Origin of the sequence: Providencia sp. 2024EL-00732 (genome assembly GCF_044006275.1) — a bacterium.
Taxonomy (GTDB): Bacteria; Pseudomonadota; Gammaproteobacteria; order Enterobacterales; family Enterobacteriaceae; genus Providencia; species Providencia huashanensis.
On sequence record NZ_JBIPDG010000002.1, the window covers coordinates 149,843 to 168,307 of the forward strand.

At 35.9% G+C, this 18,465-nt stretch carries 15 protein-coding genes and 4 pseudogenes; 6 read left to right on the forward strand and 13 right to left on the reverse strand.

The features are described from left to right. Positions 1-145 precede the first annotated feature (145 nt). Together ACHB7C_RS05810 and ACHB7C_RS05815 are read left to right on the forward strand one after the other, a co-directional pair. Positions 146-999, forward strand: a pseudogene (locus ACHB7C_RS05810) (tyrosine-type recombinase/integrase); the annotation flags it as partial. 40 nt (positions 1,000-1,039) lie between these two features. Continuing rightward, positions 1,040-1,357 (forward strand): annotated as a pseudogene (locus tag ACHB7C_RS05815) (molybdopterin-guanine dinucleotide biosynthesis protein MobC); the annotation flags it as partial. A 298-nt stretch (positions 1,358-1,655) separates the two neighbouring features. On the opposite strand, the gene ACHB7C_RS05820 reads toward ACHB7C_RS05815, so the two are convergent. From ACHB7C_RS05820 to ACHB7C_RS05830, 3 genes and pseudogenes are all read right to left on the reverse strand, one after another. Further along, positions 1,656-2,759 carry a hypothetical protein gene (locus ACHB7C_RS05820; protein WP_198860932.1) on the reverse strand — a complete coding sequence of 368 codons (1,104 nt, stop codon included), beginning with the start codon at positions 2,757-2,759 and terminating at the stop codon, positions 1,656-1,658. 107 nt (positions 2,760-2,866) lie between these two features. Beyond that, a pseudogene (locus tag ACHB7C_RS05825) lies at positions 2,867-3,188 on the reverse strand (hypothetical protein). Between the two features lie 609 nt (positions 3,189-3,797). Further along, a complete protein-coding gene (locus tag ACHB7C_RS05830; RefSeq protein WP_166684963.1) occupies positions 3,798-4,538 on the reverse strand; it encodes an SDR family oxidoreductase in 741 nt (246 codons plus the stop codon). 174 nt (positions 4,539-4,712) lie between these two features. On the opposite strand from ACHB7C_RS05830, the pseudogene ACHB7C_RS05835 reads away from it, so the two are divergent. Next, a pseudogene (locus ACHB7C_RS05835) lies at positions 4,713-5,351 on the forward strand (integrase core domain-containing protein); the annotation flags it as partial. A 293-nt stretch (positions 5,352-5,644) separates the two neighbouring features. Here the strand turns inward: ACHB7C_RS05835 and ACHB7C_RS05840 are convergent. The 8 genes from ACHB7C_RS05840 to ACHB7C_RS05875 form a co-directional block, all read right to left on the reverse strand. Further along, positions 5,645-6,739: a hypothetical protein gene (locus ACHB7C_RS05840; RefSeq protein WP_395346705.1), complete on the reverse strand. Its 1,095-nt coding sequence runs from the start codon at positions 6,737-6,739 to the stop codon at positions 5,645-5,647. Between the two features lie 31 nt (positions 6,740-6,770). Then, positions 6,771-7,298, reverse strand: coding sequence for a fimbrial protein (locus ACHB7C_RS05845; protein WP_233102472.1), 528 nt, complete (start codon positions 7,296-7,298; stop codon positions 6,771-6,773). Between the two features lie 17 nt (positions 7,299-7,315). After that, a complete protein-coding gene (locus ACHB7C_RS05850) occupies positions 7,316-7,942 on the reverse strand; it encodes a fimbrial protein (RefSeq protein ID WP_166684965.1) in 627 nt (208 codons plus the stop codon). Positions 7,943-7,975: 33 nt separating this feature from the next. Further along, positions 7,976-8,716: a fimbria/pilus periplasmic chaperone gene (locus tag ACHB7C_RS05855; protein WP_166684966.1), complete on the reverse strand. Its 741-nt coding sequence runs from the start codon at positions 8,714-8,716 to the stop codon at positions 7,976-7,978. Between the two features lie 69 nt (positions 8,717-8,785). After that, the gene (locus tag ACHB7C_RS05860) at positions 8,786-11,317 is read right to left on the reverse strand and encodes an outer membrane usher protein (protein ID WP_233102473.1); all 2,532 of its coding nucleotides are present in this window, start codon (positions 11,315-11,317) and stop codon (positions 8,786-8,788) included. A gap of 31 nt (positions 11,318-11,348) precedes the next feature. Continuing rightward, positions 11,349-11,879 (reverse strand): fimbrial protein, encoded by a 531-nt coding sequence (locus ACHB7C_RS05865; RefSeq protein ID WP_166684968.1) that lies wholly within the window; start codon positions 11,877-11,879, stop codon positions 11,349-11,351. A gap of 70 nt (positions 11,880-11,949) precedes the next feature. Next, positions 11,950-12,483, reverse strand: coding sequence for a fimbrial protein (locus ACHB7C_RS05870; RefSeq protein ID WP_198860935.1), 534 nt, complete (start codon positions 12,481-12,483; stop codon positions 11,950-11,952). A gap of 105 nt (positions 12,484-12,588) precedes the next feature. Beyond that, on the reverse strand, positions 12,589-12,906 hold the full coding sequence (locus ACHB7C_RS05875; RefSeq protein WP_210856087.1) for a helix-turn-helix domain-containing protein: 318 nt from the start codon (positions 12,904-12,906) through the stop codon (positions 12,589-12,591). A 1,239-nt stretch (positions 12,907-14,145) separates the two neighbouring features. Here ACHB7C_RS05875 and ACHB7C_RS05880 point away from each other — a divergent pair. Next, positions 14,146-14,463, forward strand: coding sequence for an MGMT family protein (locus tag ACHB7C_RS05880; RefSeq protein ID WP_042845448.1), 318 nt, complete (start codon positions 14,146-14,148; stop codon positions 14,461-14,463). Positions 14,464-14,610: 147 nt separating this feature from the next. Here the strand turns inward: ACHB7C_RS05880 and ACHB7C_RS05885 are convergent, their stop codons facing one another. After that, the gene (locus ACHB7C_RS05885; RefSeq protein ID WP_042845449.1) at positions 14,611-16,182 is read right to left on the reverse strand and encodes an AbgT family transporter; all 1,572 of its coding nucleotides are present in this window, start codon (positions 16,180-16,182) and stop codon (positions 14,611-14,613) included. A 457-nt stretch (positions 16,183-16,639) separates the two neighbouring features. Between ACHB7C_RS05885 and ACHB7C_RS05890 the strand changes: the two genes are divergently transcribed. Further along, the gene (locus ACHB7C_RS05890; protein WP_042845917.1) at positions 16,640-17,020 is read left to right on the forward strand and encodes a DUF1992 domain-containing protein; all 381 of its coding nucleotides are present in this window, start codon (positions 16,640-16,642) and stop codon (positions 17,018-17,020) included. 192 nt (positions 17,021-17,212) lie between these two features. Then, positions 17,213-17,620 (forward strand): DUF2628 domain-containing protein, encoded by a 408-nt coding sequence (locus tag ACHB7C_RS05895; protein WP_048606024.1) that lies wholly within the window; start codon positions 17,213-17,215, stop codon positions 17,618-17,620. Between the two features lie 101 nt (positions 17,621-17,721). Here ACHB7C_RS05895 and ACHB7C_RS05900 read toward each other — a convergent pair whose 3' ends face one another. After that, entirely contained in the window at positions 17,722-18,423 is a 702-nt protein-coding gene (locus tag ACHB7C_RS05900) for an AraC family transcriptional regulator (protein ID WP_166684970.1), read from the reverse strand. Positions 18,424-18,465 lie beyond the last annotated feature (42 nt).

Below are 18,465 nucleotides of genomic sequence, written 5' to 3' on the forward strand. Positions count from 1 at the left end.
GTGCCTGCTAAAATCGACACTCTCCCAAAATTTCAACTCCACAGAATTCTATTCGACTCTATCCCCCCCATAGTACGAGTACAATCGCGGGTACATATTAGTTCGATAGAATCTTGTACCCACTTTACCTCTCAGGAAGCTTGCTATGGCTCTGACTGATGCTAAAATTCGGGTCGAATCCTATAAATGAACCGATGGTGTAGGTTTACATTTATTGGTTCATACTAATGGTTCTAAGTACTGGCGATTGCGCTATCGCCACTTAGGTAAAGAGAAAACCTTAGCATTAGGTTTATATCCTGATGTCTCTTTATCTGAAGCAAGGCTTAAACGCGATGAAGCCAGAAAGCTGATTGCTGACGACATTGATCCCTGTGAGCAAAAACGCGAGACAAAAACAACCTCAGAAACTAATCTCTCCTTTGAAATCATCGCACGGCAATGGCATACCAGTAATAAAAAGTGGTCTGAATCACACAGTGAAAAGGTGTTAAAGAGTTTGCAGTCGCATGTCTTTCCTTATATTGGATTACGCAATATCACCCCCCTCAAAACACCTGATCTACTGATCCCTATCCGTGCAACAGAAAGTAAAGAGATTTATGAGATAGCTGAGCGTTTACAGCAACGTATCGCTGCTGTCATGCGCTATGCCGTGCAATCGGGTATTTGGTTATAATCACCATAAGGGCTTTGACAACAGTACAGCGCCAACACCGTCCAGTTCTTAACCTTGACCGCCTACCTGAACTGATTATCTATATTGATGCTTATAAAGGGCAGCCTGTCACCCGTTTAGCTATGATGTTAAATTTATTAGTGTTTATTCGGCCAAGTGAACTCCGCTATGCTCGTTGGCCTGAGATCGATTTTGACAAAGCATTATCGACTATTCCTGCAGGGCGAAAGCCTATACCCGGTGTTAAGTTCTCACACAGAGGCGCTAAAATGCATACTCCGTATTTAGTTCCCCTTAGCCGCCAAGCAATCACTATTGTGCTTTAATAAATGTGGACACTTTGATAAAGAAATGTGTACCCCCTGTCGATATGAAACAAAAATCACTGGCTGGATGCTGGAGCATCATCTTGATAACCAACTCACACGGCTTATTCTGAAAAGAAAGGCGCTTATGGATGGGTTAGTTATACGTTGCTCAACGTCCTGCAGCAGCTATCAGTTATATTATCACCAACCATTTGTTGACCCGCACACAGCAACAATAGATGTGCGTTTTCTATATCGTACCCACCCCGCAGATGGAACGCGTGATTGAGCTGCTGTTCAATAGTGTGAAAACGCCATCGTTAACCGTCAGAACATCCTGCTGGAAGCGCGGCATCGTTATGTTTTCTGATTTGATACATAGATCAATTTAATCTAAAATATCTTTGTATCTGTCCCAATATGGTAACTCTACTTCAACTTTTTTATTGTTTATTGGGATTACCATTTTTCGTACACCATGCATTAAACTAGTTTTTATTGACAGATGAATCTTGGCCACCACCTCATTATCTATATGTATAAACCGCGGATAACAACATCAAAAAATTGCTACCACATTGCAAACCATGAATATAACATAATCATTTTGAATACCCTTTGCATATCACAAAAATAATCACAAACCATATTTAAAAAATAATTTTAATTTAAAATAATCTTATTATTTTCTTATCATTAAGTAGAATTTCAACAAAGCCGCCTTTTCCTCGTGTTATCCTTTCTTTTACTTCCTTTAGGATTTCATCTATTATATACTTCTCATTCTGATACGTATACTCCATAGGCATATTTACTATAAGTATTCTTTTATCTCCATATTCCTTTTCATGCTTTAAGTTTATTGCCCTTACAATTTTGTCAGGAAACATATCAAATTCCTTTTTCAAATCGTGCATATTTTTTACTGGCAAATATCCTTCAGGTGTGACTCTTTTTCTTATTGATAAGTAATGATGGTCATGTGCAGGCACAGCAGATGTTATTTCTAATATAATAGCAAATTTATCGTTAAATATTTTCGCGTCAAAATTATCTTTTTTAATACCTAACTGAATATATAAATTCTTAGGAATGTTTTTATATTCGACATATTTTATTATTGGAAGGCACTCCTCTCTCAGTGTTTTATTTCCTTCATACTTACTCGAAAAAAAGCCATCATCAGCATACATATACTCATAATACTCAGAAAAACTGGTAATACTCATATAATCATTAATTATTTTTTTAAATTCAGATAGTTTCATTATAGTACTGACTATAGAAATATCGAAAGTCTCTTTACTATAAGATTTTTCTCTTGGTGGATGCGTAGGTTCTATATACATGTTATAGGTAAAAACCATATAGCAATAATAGTGTGCCAATAAAGGATGCATGTGATTTTTAAAATTTTTATCATGATTATTGAAAGAGTATAGCTCATCGTCCTCCTTAATAAAAAAACAGTTCATCACATCATTTATGTTACTTTTAATAAAAGAGTTTATATCCATCAAAATATCTTTTTCATTTACTGAAAAACTATATATCCAATAAAAATTCTTAGCTATATTAATATCCTCATACTCCTGAAGGTAAACATCGACATCAAATTCACCTTTCACTTTCAACAAGATATCATTCATTTTCTTATTAAATTTTTTATAGTTATTCCATCCTAAAGTCGTATACGGCACTCCTTGAGAAAAATTAATAAATGTATGTGATTGTGTACTTTCCATATTTTCAAAAGTATTGATATCAATCATATTACCCTCTATAGAATTTAACTAGCCATAATTGTAAACATTCCAAAAAAATAACATTCATTTCTAAATGGTACTGAAAAAAATACTCCAAAATTAAAAACTTCCAATCAAATCCCCAACGTCACCATCAACATCATCGCATCTATCGGCGAAGGTTCAAACCCACCCGTAGATAAAATTCCCGTGCGTCATCAAACAACACATAAGCCAGCATCCCGCAAATGCCGATAGCATCAGCAATCTGAATCACACTTAGCCCAGCGTCACATACCAGAGCACTGCCAGCACTTTTGAATAATCGAAACTAACTAAAGTTCGTGATGCTCCAGTGACCTGATTTTTCATCGCCCGTAGTTTTAGCCAGTTGTCCATAGACTCCACGCTGCAACAGAATAAAGATAGTACATGTTCGGTGAGCTTACATGCGATTAATCAAAGCACTGCCGAATAATTTGAATAATAACTTGAAATATCCTCTATCAACCTAGTCATCTTTACAACTATCCGTAAGGATGACTATTATCATATTATTTTTAAACACAAATAAGCTAAATGAAAAAGCATATATAACAACAACCTCCCCACTCCACTATCGCTAATAAAACACCTTATGATCAAGATTAAAAATAAATTTAAACTACTCACCCTTATTTTTTGATTGAAAACATAATCTCTCTTAGCCTATTTTACTCTTCATATTTTAAAATATAGAATGACAATAATTAAATTAGTTAACACTTTACTCTGAGGCTATTGAGCTAACTTAACATATTACGTATAAATAAAAACCGTTTACTTTTTTAAAGACACCTTTAAACACTGCAAGCAAAAAAATCGGGGGAAATTTTTATCACTGCCCAGCATAATATTAAGTTCCCCCAATTCAACAAACTCTTTCTAAGGCATATAACTCCTCGTGAGAAAACGGTTACACTCACTGATTTAATCATCTCATCATCGGTTGTGTTACTCATAACGAGCTACCTTTAAATAGAAGAAGGCTGCACAATGGCAGCCCTGAATTATTACATTCAATCCTCAAGCAAACCCACCGTTGACTCGAATTACCTGTGAGTTAATCCAGCCACCTTCTTCGCTAACTAACATAGAAACAACATTAGCAATTTCTTCAGGTGTGCCAATTCGCTCTAATGGGCTTAATTTCGCAATTGTGTTAACCTGTTCAGCACTTTTCCCCTGATAGAATAACGCAGTCCCTGTCGGTCCTGGTGCAACAGCATTAACGGTTATATTTCGACCTCTTAGCTCATTTGCTAATACAGGAATTAACCCTTCGACACCAGCCTTAGAAGCAATGTAGGGGCCGTATGTGGGAAATGATTTTGCGATAACACTCGTCGTTAAAGCAATAATTCGTCCACCATCGATAACATTTTCAGCGGCATTGGCTAGGACAATAAAAGCCCCTCGAAGATTGGTGTTAATCACTTTATCAAAATCAGCCAATCCAGCGGGCGCTATTTTAGCTAATGGCATAATTCCCGCACTATGAACGACAACATCAATTTTTCCGATTAGGTACTTTGCCTCACTAAACAAACGAGCCACATCATATTCATTAGCCACATCAGCTTGAATTGTAATGGCATGCCCTCCCCTAGCTTTTATTGACCTTACCGTCTCTTCAGCGCTAGTCTTATTTCCAGAATAATGAATAATAACAATAAAACCATCATCAGATAATCTTTTCGCAATAGCACAACCAATACCACTGGATGCTCCCGTAACTAAAGCCAATTTACTACGTGTAGTACTCATTATAACGACCTCATCATAAGAAAAATGAGTTTACACTTTAGCAATGACATGGACTCTACAGTATTAAATTTGTGCTCCCTCCAAATTAACTACCATTTCTTCAATTAAATTGATCGACTTAAAAAATCACGTCCAACTTTACAGTTAGATTGCTGTCCTCATTCTGGTCTGGGCTTTCGACTACGATTTCAAGGTTATTATTTTAATAATAAACGAGCTTATCGCGTTTATTGCCGATTAGGATTAAACCTGAAACGGCGAGTTAAAAAAGTGCTTCCAAAACGTGAAAAAAGGTCATTAATGATTGAAAAAGTCCCGAATATTCAATGGGAATTGAATTTTATGCACGACAGTTTATATTTCGGCAAGCGCGTCATCCCCCTCAATATTATTGATGAAGGAACGCCTGAATGCTTGGCGATTGAGGTTGATACGTCATTACTACTCGACCGTATCATCATGATGCTGGCCGTTTAAAAACCGGAAGAGAGTTGTCGAAACAAATTCGAGTCGATAATGGTCTTGAATTAATCTCAGTTAATCTATTGAATTATTGTGAATAATAACCAAGTTATACTGTACCATATTCAACTAGGTAAACTGCAAAAATGGCTTTATTGAACGTTTTAATGATTCATTCAGTCGTAAGTTTTTAAATACGTATTTATTTGAATCGTTGAGCCAAATTAGATAATTAGCGTAGTATTAGCAGCAAGATTATAACAAAAACCGAACGCACAAAGTTTACATCACCTCCCACCAGAGGTCTATCGTAAACAGTTAGAAAACTCTAATTTGGTGTTTCTCAATTGATGAGAATTGGACATCAATATATCAATCATTCAACACGTTAGAAATAAAATGCGAGGTAACATTAACGGACACTGTTGCAAATAATAGAGAAGAGATTGAGTTTTTCCACTTTAAAGGATAATGCCGATATGTTCATACAATGAGCCTCAGCAATGATTTGACATGCCAACTAATTAAACTTTACAGCAATACTCTTACTCGTCCTTGAGTAAAATTGCCCAATTTTAATTATTCTAAATCAACCTATAACCTATTGACTATCATATTAAATGATTTTTTTATTTTTGAAGTTTTCATGAAATATTCATAATAATAATAACTGAATTTTCATAATTACCCGCTTCAACAGTTTCGGTATTTCCTTTTATTTCAGCGCTCATATTAATATTTATACCACTCTCCGACACTATTAATTTTGGTGATGACTGATTGTCAATTAATGTTGTAACATTAAAAGGACCAACTTTTACTATTCCATTATTTACCATCTGAAATGAAAGTGTTGTAGCCGCGGAACATTGAGCATAAATATTATCACTTCCTTTTTTTCCGATAAAATCATTAGTAGTAACATCACTAATTATTATTTCTTTAGGGACAATAACATCACAATTTACATCAGGAACATTGGGGTTGATTGCTAAAGGAGAATAACTGTGCCATGAAGCAGCACATGTATTTGTATATTTAGCTTCACCACAAGCAATAATTCGTGCTATTGGTTTAATAGACGCTGAAGTTGTAAAACCTCGAAAAGAATGTAATACATCTCCTCCTCCAAAATAAGACCATTCCCTTGGAGCGAGAGTTGTTCCACTCACTAGCAATGGGATATACCCCGATATCTCTGGCACTACAATAGATAATTGGGAAATAGAAGGGGAGCTTGGCATCAAGTCACGACAAGCACCATTAACTTCGATCCAGCCTGAATCATTAACAGCCCATTGAGGTGAGTTAAACCTCATGGTTTCATGTAAATCACTACCAGAAAAACCTGTACTTCCCGTAATAGTGGCTACTGATGTTAAATAGCACTTACTACCGCCAGTGTTTCCTATAGGTTGTGTTCCTCTATCTAGATTAAATTGAATAACTCCGCCAGAAAACCTAAATTGACCAAATTTTACACCGACACGACAATAACTACCGTTGGACCCAGAAGAAGGGCAACCTGTTGAATCTAAATTATAAGAATTATACGTTTCACTTGATAAAGCACCAACTTGATAAGTAGAGCCTGTCCCAACCCAATTAATTTCATTGGTTATAATTGGCATTGGTAACGAACCAGTTTCTGTATTAGTTCCATATATCCATTGTACAGCATTTGCTTGTAATGAAAAAAATATAAAAAATGAGCTTAAAAAACAAAAAAATATCTTCATAAAAACCTCGAAGTGATAAGACACCTAAATATTATTGGTACTCTACTTTTATTATCCCGCTTGAATCAAAAGGACCCAACTTTATTTCCTCCCCATCATTCAATACAGGAATTACGCTGAGTGAGGGCTTTTTAGAGTACATAAAGTTACGAGGCTGATTAGGTAATAATAATGTATTATCCGCTAGTATTTTTAAACCTAAATTAGGGTTTGATGTCCCTACTAAAGTAGTATCAAAATCTGAGCTACTACTTTCAAATATTAATTTCAAACTCGGATTACTTGAGGACTTATCACCACAATCTAAATTATAATTAATATTTCTAGCATAGCGTTCACTCGTAAATCCATTGAGATTCATTTCACCAAAATTAATTTCAATAGGAAGGTTAGGCCCTAAATCACCATAAACATCACAGCTTTTTTGAATAACATCAATTTTAATATTAACCGAAAATACTTCAGCTAAGCCAATTGAACTATACAATAACAAGATCGCAGAAAAAACAAAGCTCATCAGATGATGAAATACTTTATTGCCTCTTATATAAATTATCATAGTTTTACCTTTCTGTATTAATCATACAGCATTTCAAAGGCAATCAATGCTGAGAAAGCACCGGGAATTAGTGGGCCAGAAGTTCTGACAGCAGTGACGTAATAAGTTAAACGGTTTTGCCCAGAAGCAATTAACATAGGATTGCTATCTTTTCCAATAGGTAACACTTGGCCTGCAACATTCATCACCTTTAACCCTAAACCTTGAGCACCATTAATACGAATAATATCAGTATATTGGGGTTCTGTGGGTGCAATAAATCTCACTTTTACGGCTGGCTGGGTGGTGCTCCAAACGGTATCGCCAGTTTGGCTATTTTGTAATTCAGTTTGAACTTCTAAGCAGTCTAGCAATTCGATTTGAAATGGAACTTGACGCTTCGATTGTTTAGATTGGTTTAAATCTGCAAAAGAAATATTACCAAGCGATATTGATTGATTGCTGGACTCCATGGCTAATCGGCAGGGGTTTTCAGTCAAGGAACCCGAAACATGGATAACGCCATGTTGGCCATCCACTTCCCAACCATCAGTCGGCCTAAATATATGGTGACTATTATCTGCAATTGCAGGTAATACTGCCGCTAAGTAAAACAAGCTTGCTATACATCCTTGATGAAGTCGATGATGTGCTCTTGAGGTCATGAATGCGTCTCCATTTAGCTTAAAATTGACTTATTATTTTGTTAGTGAATCTTGTGCAACAGAGCAAACTGTATTTTGACAGCTAAAGGTTAATTGTGGGCGCCCACCATAGTCATTGATATAAGTAATTACGGGGGTATTACCTAATTGGCTATTTGTCATGCCAATATTTTCCTCGCCAAATGGTGCAACCATGATAGGGTTAAAGGCTTTAGCATCAGTAGTTGCATTAGCACCAGCATTAATAATAGTCACATAATAAGGGGTTGGGTTTTTAATAAAAATGGTATCCCTCTTTTTTTCAAGTTGTAATTTTTCTTGCCATGGCGTACCATTTTTTTGTGGTGTAATAGTTTCTGGGCGATAAAATAATTTTATTTTTGTTTGTAATGCGATTTGTAATGTATTTGGTTTATCACTTTTAGGTGGTATTTCTCGCATATTAAAGTAAAACAAAGATTCCCTATCTTGTGGCAAATTTTTTATTGCCGGTAGAGATTCTATTTTCATTTGGCTTGATTTCCCTGGTTCTAATCGTTGAACAGGGGGTAATACAATTAGTGGTGATGTTATTTTTTTACTTTCTTCATTTTCAATCCAGCCTTGTGCAAGATAAGGCAGTTGCTTATTATTATTAGTAATATTTAAAGAGATAGATTTATTTTCGCCATCAAAGATGATCCTTGTTCTATCTAATGATACAGCAGCCTCTGCTATTTGAATCAGTCCCAGTAATCCTAAAAGACTACTGATTAGTGTGTATTTGATTTTCATTTAGTTATTACCTTTACTCTTTACTTATTTAAATAAAATGTTTTTTGTTTAAAATGATGAGTGAATTAGTCACTCATCATTTTTCGTATTCTTAATTGTCGGGCTACAAGGTAGCAGTAAATTATCGAGTACTTCTCTATTGTTTAATTCCATAGGAAAAGTAATTTTGCACGACATATTTTTCCCCCACGTTATATTCATGGTTTCTGAAGGATGAACACCACTGATATAAGTGTTACCTGCATCTCCTACAATTGCGACATTTTGCTTTTTATGGTTAGTTACCTGTGCACCTAATGGTGGGTGAGTACCATCATTTAACGTTATTATAGTCATTACTTTTTGGCCTGAAATTATCGAGAACGGACGGTAGCCAACCGCACCTTCCGTTAAGGTTGCTTGAACTACTGACTGCTGCGCATCAATATCATCCGGTAATTTATTTAAATCTATTTGCGCTTTGCTGCGATAGTAACTACTAACATCTGAGATCACTGCTTTCCCAAATCGATTTGATGTTACTGGAGAGCCAACACCCCTAATTGGTATATTTGGAACTCCATCTGTATCAAGCAGTAAACGAGCACCACCTAAATTACTTACGCGATGAGCAGCTGCACCTTCCGTTGTTAACGTAAAACCACCGGAAGAGGATAAGCCAAACGCACTGTATTGGTTATTTGAGTGGCTCGCATTTACTGACCAACGTGCAATATCTCCTTGATGAGAAACAAAGGCGCTCGCTGAACCACCTTTACGATTTGCGCCTGCACTTATTTGATAGTTTGTTCTATCGTCTAATCGGTCATAATATGAAACTCGATTTACAGTATCATAACGGTTTGTATTCATTGAATAACCAACGTTCGCACCATTACTTAATGGGAAAGACAATGACACATAAGCACTGTCATCTTTAACGCCATTATAAAAATTACGATTTGCCGATAAACTAACACTCACATTTTTTATTGAACCAATATCCATATATTTAGACAGCATTAAACTGTAGTAGTCATTATCCGGTCTATCCCAATAAGTCTGATGGTTATAATTTAAATATAGTGATAGCCCTAAATCTTGGAAATTCTTATTCATTGATATGGTATAGAGCTCTTTACTACCGTAATAACGCTCACCAGTTTTTTTAGCGTTAAGAAAGTCACTCATGCTCATATAATTTCGTTCAGAAAATCGATAACCTGCAAATTGTATTTGGCTATCGAATTCTTCAAATCGCTTAGAATAGTTAATTCGATATGAGCCACCACTTAATGTACTTTCGCCGGGTAAGCGGGCAATAGAGTGTGTGACATCAAATGAAAGCGCACCAAAAGCAAGTAAATCACGACCAAGCCCAATGGATAATGCATTATAGTTTTGGCTATTTAAGCTGCCACCAATTAAAGACCAGCCATTGTTAACACCCCAAGAAAATTCCCCAGCGATAAAATTCTCGCCTTCACTCTGACGATCTGTATTCGTCGGCTGACCTAAAGCAAATTTATATTGAATTTGTCCCGGTCTTGTTAAATAAGGTAAATTTGCGGTATCAACTTGAAATTCTTGGACGGAGCCATCTTGTTCTTTAACAGTAATATCTAGAGTTCCACTAATCGCATCACTTAAATCTTGAATACGAAAAGGACCAGGTGCAACTTGGGTCTCATAGAGTACACGCCCTTGTTGCTTCACGATAACGGTAGCATTAGTTTTTGCGATCCCTGTAATTTCGGGAGCGTAGCCCCGTAAATTTGGCGGCATCATACTCAATTCTGATTGAATACTGGCACCGATAAAGCGGAATCCATCAAAAATATTTGAGGTTAAATAATCCTCACCCAGCACTAATTTTGCCTTTAATGTTGATAAGGCTCTATAGGCATAGAAACGGTTCCACGTGAAGTCAGTTTGACTACTATCTTGGTTGCCCGTTGTATGGCTATAATGGCTTTGCCAATCAGCTCTAAACCGCCAAGCTCCTAAGTTTATACCGGCTACCCCATTACTATTTAATGAAGATGAATCAGGTCCATCATTATAGGAATGGGTGGTATTGGCATTGATATTATAATCAATGAGTAATGCTGAAATACCATTATCCCAACGAGAGGGTGGATCCCAATTGGGTGATGTATATTCCATATAAGCCTGAGGAATATTGATATAGAGTGACGAGGTTGCTAAATCACCTCGTATTAATAATCCAGGTAAGCTTTCTTGATTAAGACATTGGCCTTCATGCCACCATGTTAGTTTATTTAATGACTCTGAAGTTAGCCCTAGTTTATTGACCAGTTCTGGTGATAAACAAGCTTCGCTGCCTTTTGGATCATTTTTTGAGGTGTAATAAGGCACCTTAATTTCAGATATTTGTTCGCTATTAACCTTGAGTGTAAAGTTATAGACACCAGGCATAACATAGCCAGCACGAGAAAACTGGTTTAAGTCAATATTATTTTTGTCTTCTAAATCTAAAACGTCAGTATTAAATTCAATATGATCAGTCGCACTGGCTGCAGGTAAAATACCGATGAGTGTTAACCCAATGATAATACTCAACCATTTTAGTTGCGGGGTATAAATAGATAACGAAGACATAAAAAACATTCCTAAAGGCAATTAATTATTATTAGTAGTAATCAAGTTTGAAACGAATTGATGTTTGATATTTGCCTACACGCAATGGTGTTCGATCTGAAACAAGCCTTAACTGGTAACCCAAAATATGTTTTCCAGCCTGAATATTTTGTTGGGCAAGTTTTTTTCCTGGCAAAATAGCTATTCCATTTGCATCGACTAATGAAAGTGCAACACCGCGTGCTGTTCCTGATGTAGCAAACCAATCTCCATTAGCTAAACCATCAAAAGATATTTCAAATGTTTTCCAAGGTTCACCGGTATAAGAGGTTAACTTGCAACCAATTAAAGTAATAAAAAAAGGTTGTTCCTGACCTTGGCCTTGATTTCGTAATAATGAAATAGGTAAAGTACCCATATCAATAGATTGCTCATAAGATCCTGTATCAATAGCACACGCAGTATCCATAATGCTACCTTGCATAGTTAAATACATTGAATCTTTTGAATAAATATATTTAGAGTAGGGTACTAATAAAAAAATTAATAAAAGAAAGTTAATTCCTTTTTTCTTTATTTTCATATTTTGGTCATCATAATATGCACTACAAGTATTACTAACTTGCAGTGCAATAGCATATTAATAATACTTATTAGTTATAAGCTAATGTAAAGTTAGTTACTGCTTGGAATTTACCTGGGGTTACAGGAATAGATTCGTCATTAGCATCAAGCAATTCAAGACCAATTAATGATGCTTGGAATTTTAATGTATTATTTCCTTCAACATAATTTTGTTTAGCCGCAGAGTTAACCTTAATTTGAGAACCAGATGCATTCATAATTTTTACAGCTGCGCCGGTGGCATCACCGGTAATTTGAAGAAAGCCAGTACCTGTTCCAGCCTCAGTTCCTTTAAAAGTGACAGAGACTTGGTTATCACCTTTTAAATTACAACCTTCTAATTTAATTTGGAAAGATTGAGCGGATGATTCACCACCATTATCCAAAGTTATATTAGATACTTGACCTAATGGGACTTCTTGGTTTTCTTCACCTGGTGCGATAGAACATGGCGCTTCAATAATTGAACCTAAGAATGTCACTGTTCCACTTCCCGCATCTACTGCTAAAGCTGATGCACTCATAATACCTGAAACTAAAGTTGCTAAAATAACCTTTTTCATACATTCCTCATTGAGTTAATTTTGGTTGCTATATTTATAGCAATATTAATACAGCGATTAAATAAGTTATTTAATCGTTTAGTTTTATTTTGACAATAGTAAATTTTAATAAAAATAAACTGAATCTAATAAAGATATTTTTTCTTTCAAAACTAAAGCGTCATTTGAATCACTACTTCTTATTTCAGTCATTAATAACCTTAATAATCTTTCAAAAGACACATCAAGAACTGTTAATATTCTAAATAATGTATCTACACTTAACCTATTAACACCTCTTTCGTAACGTGACATCTGCTGTTGTGAAATATTCAGTTGTTTAGCTAATTCAACCCCTGAAATACCACTCTCTTTTCTTAGATTTCTTATTACTAATCCGCAATAAAAAGACAGTAGATTATTTTGGGTGTTATCCCCAATCATTTTATATTCCTATAAGATAGTAAGATATATATAACTAAAAGTTTTATATATAAATTTAATAATATTTTTTATTTCTAAGCTTACCTGCTCAATTGCCGACAATTATAAAGAGTGAAACTTTAAAATCAAATAACTAGAGTTGCCGATTTAAAGAGTATTCACTATTTTTACAATATTTACACACCATAATTAATTCAATAAAATTATGTAGATAGTAAAATTTGAGAATTATCTAAAAATTTAGACCATTCAACAATTGATGCATGCCTGTAGTTTTTAAAACTTGATTTACTTCAAAAAAAAGTTTTTTAAACTTTAATTAATAAATTTTAATAAATTCATTCAAATTGTAACAAATATCAGTACTAAAACGATGACTTTTACTCTTTTAAGGTGTTTTTTGATGAGGTGAGTGATCTTTGCTAAGTATAAATTATTATAAATCAGGTGCATAAACCACACCCTTATTTAGAGTTAAATCTATACAAAACAAGTTTAGAATGATGATTTCTAAATATACCATTATAAATAAAAAGAGGAACTTGGCTTTTTGATTCTGTCGCGTTAAAAACAAATAGCGTAATCTAGTCGTAGTTTTTTCAGAGTGAATCCATCGGGCACTGTTGCAAAATTTTGTAAGTAAATATTTCGAGACCTAAACTAACCTATTGATAAAGGTAATTATAGAACATAGGCATAACTAACAATATGAACAGCAGGGGAATATCATGAGAGACACACGGTTGTTCCACTATGTGCATTTAAACAATTTAGCATTAAACCTACTTAGTGGTGCCGCAATGGCGACGGGTTTAGTTGAAGTCAATAACTAGAATGTGGACGACATGTCAAAAATGCCTTAGCAGAAAGTATTTGTCGACTTGTGATGCCTTCCGCAAATCAAAGTATCAATTTAGAAACTATTACAAAAGAAATAATGCAACAAGTTAGTCAAACAGGAGTACCTATTGCTATAGAGTTACACTTAAAAGATTGTCTGAGTAGTGAAAGTCAAGAGCACAACAAGCTGGGTAAATACCTCTCTTTTAGCTATTCTGTCTAACTTAAAGGTGCCTATCAAGTAGGTGGCTATTCACCTATCCCGCCCTTAATACTTATCCAACGCTTTACCTAAGTTTGGGTCATATTTGCCATTAAAACCTATTTAGAACAGAATAATGGCTAGTATCATCTTATAAGTTAGGTTAACAAACACTCATCGTAATTGAGACCATAACCATGAACAATGCGCCATCTTTTCGAGACATCATTTATAGCCTCATAGGAAGCATTCCTAAAGGTAGGGTCGTGACTTACGGAACGCTGGCGAAAATGGCGGGTTACCCAGCCCATGTACGCCAAGTTTGCCAAGCAATTCGAACCATTCCGGCGGGCAGTACTTTACCTTGCCACCGTATCATTAATGGTCAGGGGAAATTATCCGTTAAGGGCGAGTGCTATCTGCGCCATAAACAAGCACTGATAGATGAAGGTATTATTTTTGGTTTGAACGATAAGATAAAATTGAAAGACTATTTATGGGAAGGGCTTGATTAATTCCTAAATAAAAACCTACACGCTGAAATTCACATCCTCCTCACCATAAACTGACTGAACTGGCTAAGCCAAACGCGTATTGTAGCCTATCGCTTAAAAGTAAAAAGGTATAACCCTCTTTAAGACAGGTTATACCTAATAAAAAAACTAACTACCCGGAGTAAAATAAATTGGGGAGCCCGGTCCGACTGGAATACCTAATACAAATACCCAGACAATGAAGAATATTGACCATCCGATAAAAAAGATAATAGAGTATGGCAACATCATTGAAACCAATGTCCCTATACCTGCATCCTTTTTATATTTCACGACAATCGCCATAATCAACCCAAAATAGCTCATCATTGGGGTGATAATATTAGTGACTGAGTCCCCAATACGATATGCCGCTTGGATAGTTTCTGGCGCATAACCCGCCAACATCAACATCGGTACGAAGATAGGCGCAGTAACAGCCCATTGAGCGGATGCAGAGCCAATCATTAAGTTAATAAATGCACAGATAAGAATAAAGCCAATAAATAGAACACCACCGTGAAGGTCGATACTATTTAAGAAGTTAGCACCTTTAACCGCAATAACTTGCCCAATGTTTGTCCAGCCAAAGAAAGCGACGAATTGTGCTGCAAAGAAAATAATAACAAGGTATAAACCAAGTGTACTCATTGCCCCTGCCATTGCGTCAACAATATCCTTATCTGAGCGCATGGTTTTGGCAATATAGCCGTACACAATCCCTGGAACCGCGAAAAAAACAAAGATAAAGACCACAATTCCTTTCAAGAAAGGAGAGTTACTAACTAACCCAGTATCTTGGTTACGTAATATTCCGTTTTCTGGTACTACCATTAACGCCAGAATCGCCGCCAATCCCCAAAAAGTCACAGAGGCCCAAAATAATGCTTTTTTCTCTAGTGGGGTGACATTTGCCGAAGCATAGAGGCTATTTTCATCCTCATCAACCGCACCACCGGTATAGGGACCGAGTTGCGGCTCAACAATTTTTTCAGTGATCAAATAACCTAAAATAGTAATTAAAAACGTACTGGCAAACATAAAGTACCAGTTTGCTTCTGCACCCACGATATACGTTGGGTCAATGATTTGTGCAGCCTGCTGAGTGATACCAGAAAGTAACGGGTCAACTGTACCCAATAATAAGTTTGCTGAATAGCCGCCTGAAACCCCAGCAAATGCAGCAGCAAGACCCGCTAAAGGGTGACGACCTAATGAATGGAAAATAATGGCAGCCAGTGGAATAAGAACCACATAGCCCAACTCTGCAGCGGTGTTTGACATGATCCCGGCAAACACAATCGCCATAGTGGTTAATTTTCGTGGAGCTTTGGTCACAACTAAGCGCATAGCGGCAGATAGTAAGCCTGCCCTTTCTGCAATCCCAACCCCTAATAGTGCGACAAGCACCGTCCCTAATGGTGCAAACCCTGTAAAGTTTGTGACAACATTGGCAATAATTTTTCGGATCCCTTCGGCATCCAATAGACTCACAATGTGAATGATACCATCTTCCGCGCGCCCTTTTGCGCCTTCTGGACGAGGATCAACCACACTGACACCAAAGTACTGACCAATTGCTGAAGAAACTAATAAAATGGCAATCAAAATAATAAATAAAATAACGGGATGTGGTAAAGCATTACCTAACCACTCTACCGTTCGCAAAAAACGGCTTCCCTCTTGCTTTTTTTGTTCCATATTTTCTCCTTATAAACAAGAAAAACGGACATTACACAATGTTTTTCTTTTTTGCTATTTACAAATAGATAATTGCAAATCAACAAAATTTATACAAATTAGACATAAGATTCATAAAAATCAGGAGTGCAATCACTTAATCAGCTATTAAAACTATTAATTTAATTAAACTAGAGATATAACACCAAAGAAAGCCTCGTAAATTAATTTCTATAAATGTGCTCAACATAACAATTTACACATTATTAATAACCATTTTTCATCATTTATCACTAAATATATATCAATTTTTAGCAGTTTTATTTTATATAAATAGTTAAACCTCCATTTATCAATGCTCGATAAAACCTTACTGATTATTCGTAATAACAACGCTAATGAAGCATAATATACCAGCCTTCATTCAGCGAATATGAAAGGCTATAATGGTATAAAATCAATTTTCGGGGTCACTATTATGTCAGTTATCGATCTTTGGGCTGAACGCCATATTCAAGAAGCGTTAAACAAAGGTGAACTATCGAGTTTAAAGGGAGAAGGTCAGCCGTTGCAGCTTGAAGATGATAGTTTGGTTCCACCAGAGCTTAAGGCTGGGTATCGGCTCTTGAAAAATTCGGGGTATTTACCCCCAGAATTACAGCAAAGAAAAGATGCTCTGACATTAAGTAATATGTTGCAAAGTCTTTCAACCGACGACCCCAATTATTCAAGCATTAGCAAACAACTTGCTTTACTTGAATTAAAACTTAGACAAGCCAATGTAAATACTGACTTCTTGCATGGTAATTACTCAAACTCTATTTCTGAGAAAATAACCAATAATTCAGAAACAAAGTAACTTTACGTAAATAGATTAGTAAATAGCCACTAGCCTTTTATCTTCTTAATATCTTTTCTATTTATAGCTTCTGCATACTGTATTAAGAAAGCTCTGCAATAGTCATATTAAGACTATTTCCCACTGTTTTTATATAAACATATAAGTATTATCAATCCCTATTTTATATTATATATCAACAAGGAATGGGAAATGGAACAAAAACAATACTCTAATAAATGGCAAAAACGTTTCGACTTTTTTGAAAAGTATGGCTCACCGAGTACACCTGAATTTAAAACTGCATTAAAAGCAGCGTCCTTTGGCGAGCGCCTTTTAATTAACATGAATTTTTTTGCTTTTTTCTTCGGTATTATTTACTTCCTAATATTAGGGCTTTGGAAGAAAGGTCTGGTGATGCTTGGTATTTCTATAGCGATAGGCCTTGTCTTAAATATTATTGATTTTATGGTAGGTGGAACTATCCCTAATGGTGCTTATACTGGGTTATCGGTAGGTATTTCAGTGATGTGGGCGATGGTTGCTAACTATGCTTACTATATTAAAGAAACTAAAGGGCTAGATGGTTGGAACCCATTCGAAGGGATACGCATGGTATAGCGGCAGAAAAATAAAATGGCGGCTTAAAAGTAGCTAATTTTTATCATCGTGTTGTGATAATTCGATTTCTAAATAGTTAACCTAAGCCGCTGAGTCGTAACCTACCGTAAGTGAAATTTCTGTATACGATATTCATTCGGCGTTTTACCATAAAATTTACGAAATGCATGACTAAATGCGGAATGTGAATCATAGCCGACTGTTAATGCGATTTGTTCTATCGGAATATTTTTTAGCAATAAGCTCCCCGCAGCTTCCATCCGTTTATGTAATAAAAACTGCATCGCCGTTAATTGTGTTTCAGCCTTTATTTTGCGTTGGAGCGTACTTATCGACATACAAAAAGCTGTCGCCATATCTTCACAGCTAATAGGGTGATGTAAGCGTAGTTCAACCCATTGAGAAACTTCATCAATCCATTTATTTTCAGGCTTTAGTTGAGCCAATAATAAGCGGGCAACCGTAAAATTATGTTCAGGTGCTTGCGGGAAACTTTGCAACCAATTCAAAAGACCGACAGCGGCAGGAGTCAAAGTGAACTGCGTCATTTTCTCACTCAATGCCCACTGAGCTGTAGCGGGCATTTCTAATACATAATTTTGATTGCCGACTTGCCCACTAAAAGCGTGATTAACACTTGGCGGGATCACTACCCCATTGCCTGCATTAAGTAAAAAATGTTGGCGATGCATATTGATTTCCATTTGCCCAGATAACGACAAAACGACTTGCCACTGCCCATCATGTTGATGAGAAATGACTTCGTCTGAATATTGGCGAAAATGAAGTTCAGGCAATAGCAAAAGGTCACACTCCTACTGATACAGATGATAGTAGTATAACCT

Bases quoted from the DNA above. Each gene is read 5' to 3' on its own strand.
- ACHB7C_RS05820 (WP_198860932.1), bottom strand. From the start codon at position 2,759: ATGATTGATATCAATACTTTTGAAAATATGGAAAGTACACAATCACAT.
- ACHB7C_RS05830 (WP_166684963.1), bottom strand. From the start codon at position 4,538: ATGAGTACTACACGTAGTAAATTGGCTTTAGTTACGGGAGCATCCAGT.
- ACHB7C_RS05840 (WP_395346705.1), bottom strand. From the start codon at position 6,739: ATGAAGATATTTTTTTGTTTTTTAAGCTCATTTTTTATATTTTTTTCA.
- ACHB7C_RS05845 (WP_233102472.1), bottom strand. From the start codon at position 7,298: ATGATAATTTATATAAGAGGCAATAAAGTATTTCATCATCTGATGAGC.
- ACHB7C_RS05850 (WP_166684965.1), bottom strand. From the start codon at position 7,942: ATGACCTCAAGAGCACATCATCGACTTCATCAAGGATGTATAGCAAGC.
- ACHB7C_RS05855 (WP_166684966.1), bottom strand. From the start codon at position 8,716: ATGAAAATCAAATACACACTAATCAGTAGTCTTTTAGGATTACTGGGA.
- ACHB7C_RS05860 (WP_233102473.1), bottom strand. From the start codon at position 11,317: ATGTCTTCGTTATCTATTTATACCCCGCAACTAAAATGGTTGAGTATT.
- ACHB7C_RS05865 (WP_166684968.1), bottom strand. From the start codon at position 11,879: ATGAAAATAAAGAAAAAAGGAATTAACTTTCTTTTATTAATTTTTTTA.
- ACHB7C_RS05870 (WP_198860935.1), bottom strand. From the start codon at position 12,483: ATGAAAAAGGTTATTTTAGCAACTTTAGTTTCAGGTATTATGAGTGCA.
- ACHB7C_RS05875 (WP_210856087.1), bottom strand. From the start codon at position 12,906: ATGATTGGGGATAACACCCAAAATAATCTACTGTCTTTTTATTGCGGA.
- ACHB7C_RS05880 (WP_042845448.1), top strand. From the start codon at position 14,146: ATGAACAATGCGCCATCTTTTCGAGACATCATTTATAGCCTCATAGGA.
- ACHB7C_RS05885 (WP_042845449.1), bottom strand. From the start codon at position 16,182: ATGGAACAAAAAAAGCAAGAGGGAAGCCGTTTTTTGCGAACGGTAGAG.
- ACHB7C_RS05890 (WP_042845917.1), top strand. From the start codon at position 16,640: ATGTCAGTTATCGATCTTTGGGCTGAACGCCATATTCAAGAAGCGTTA.
- ACHB7C_RS05895 (WP_048606024.1), top strand. From the start codon at position 17,213: ATGGAACAAAAACAATACTCTAATAAATGGCAAAAACGTTTCGACTTT.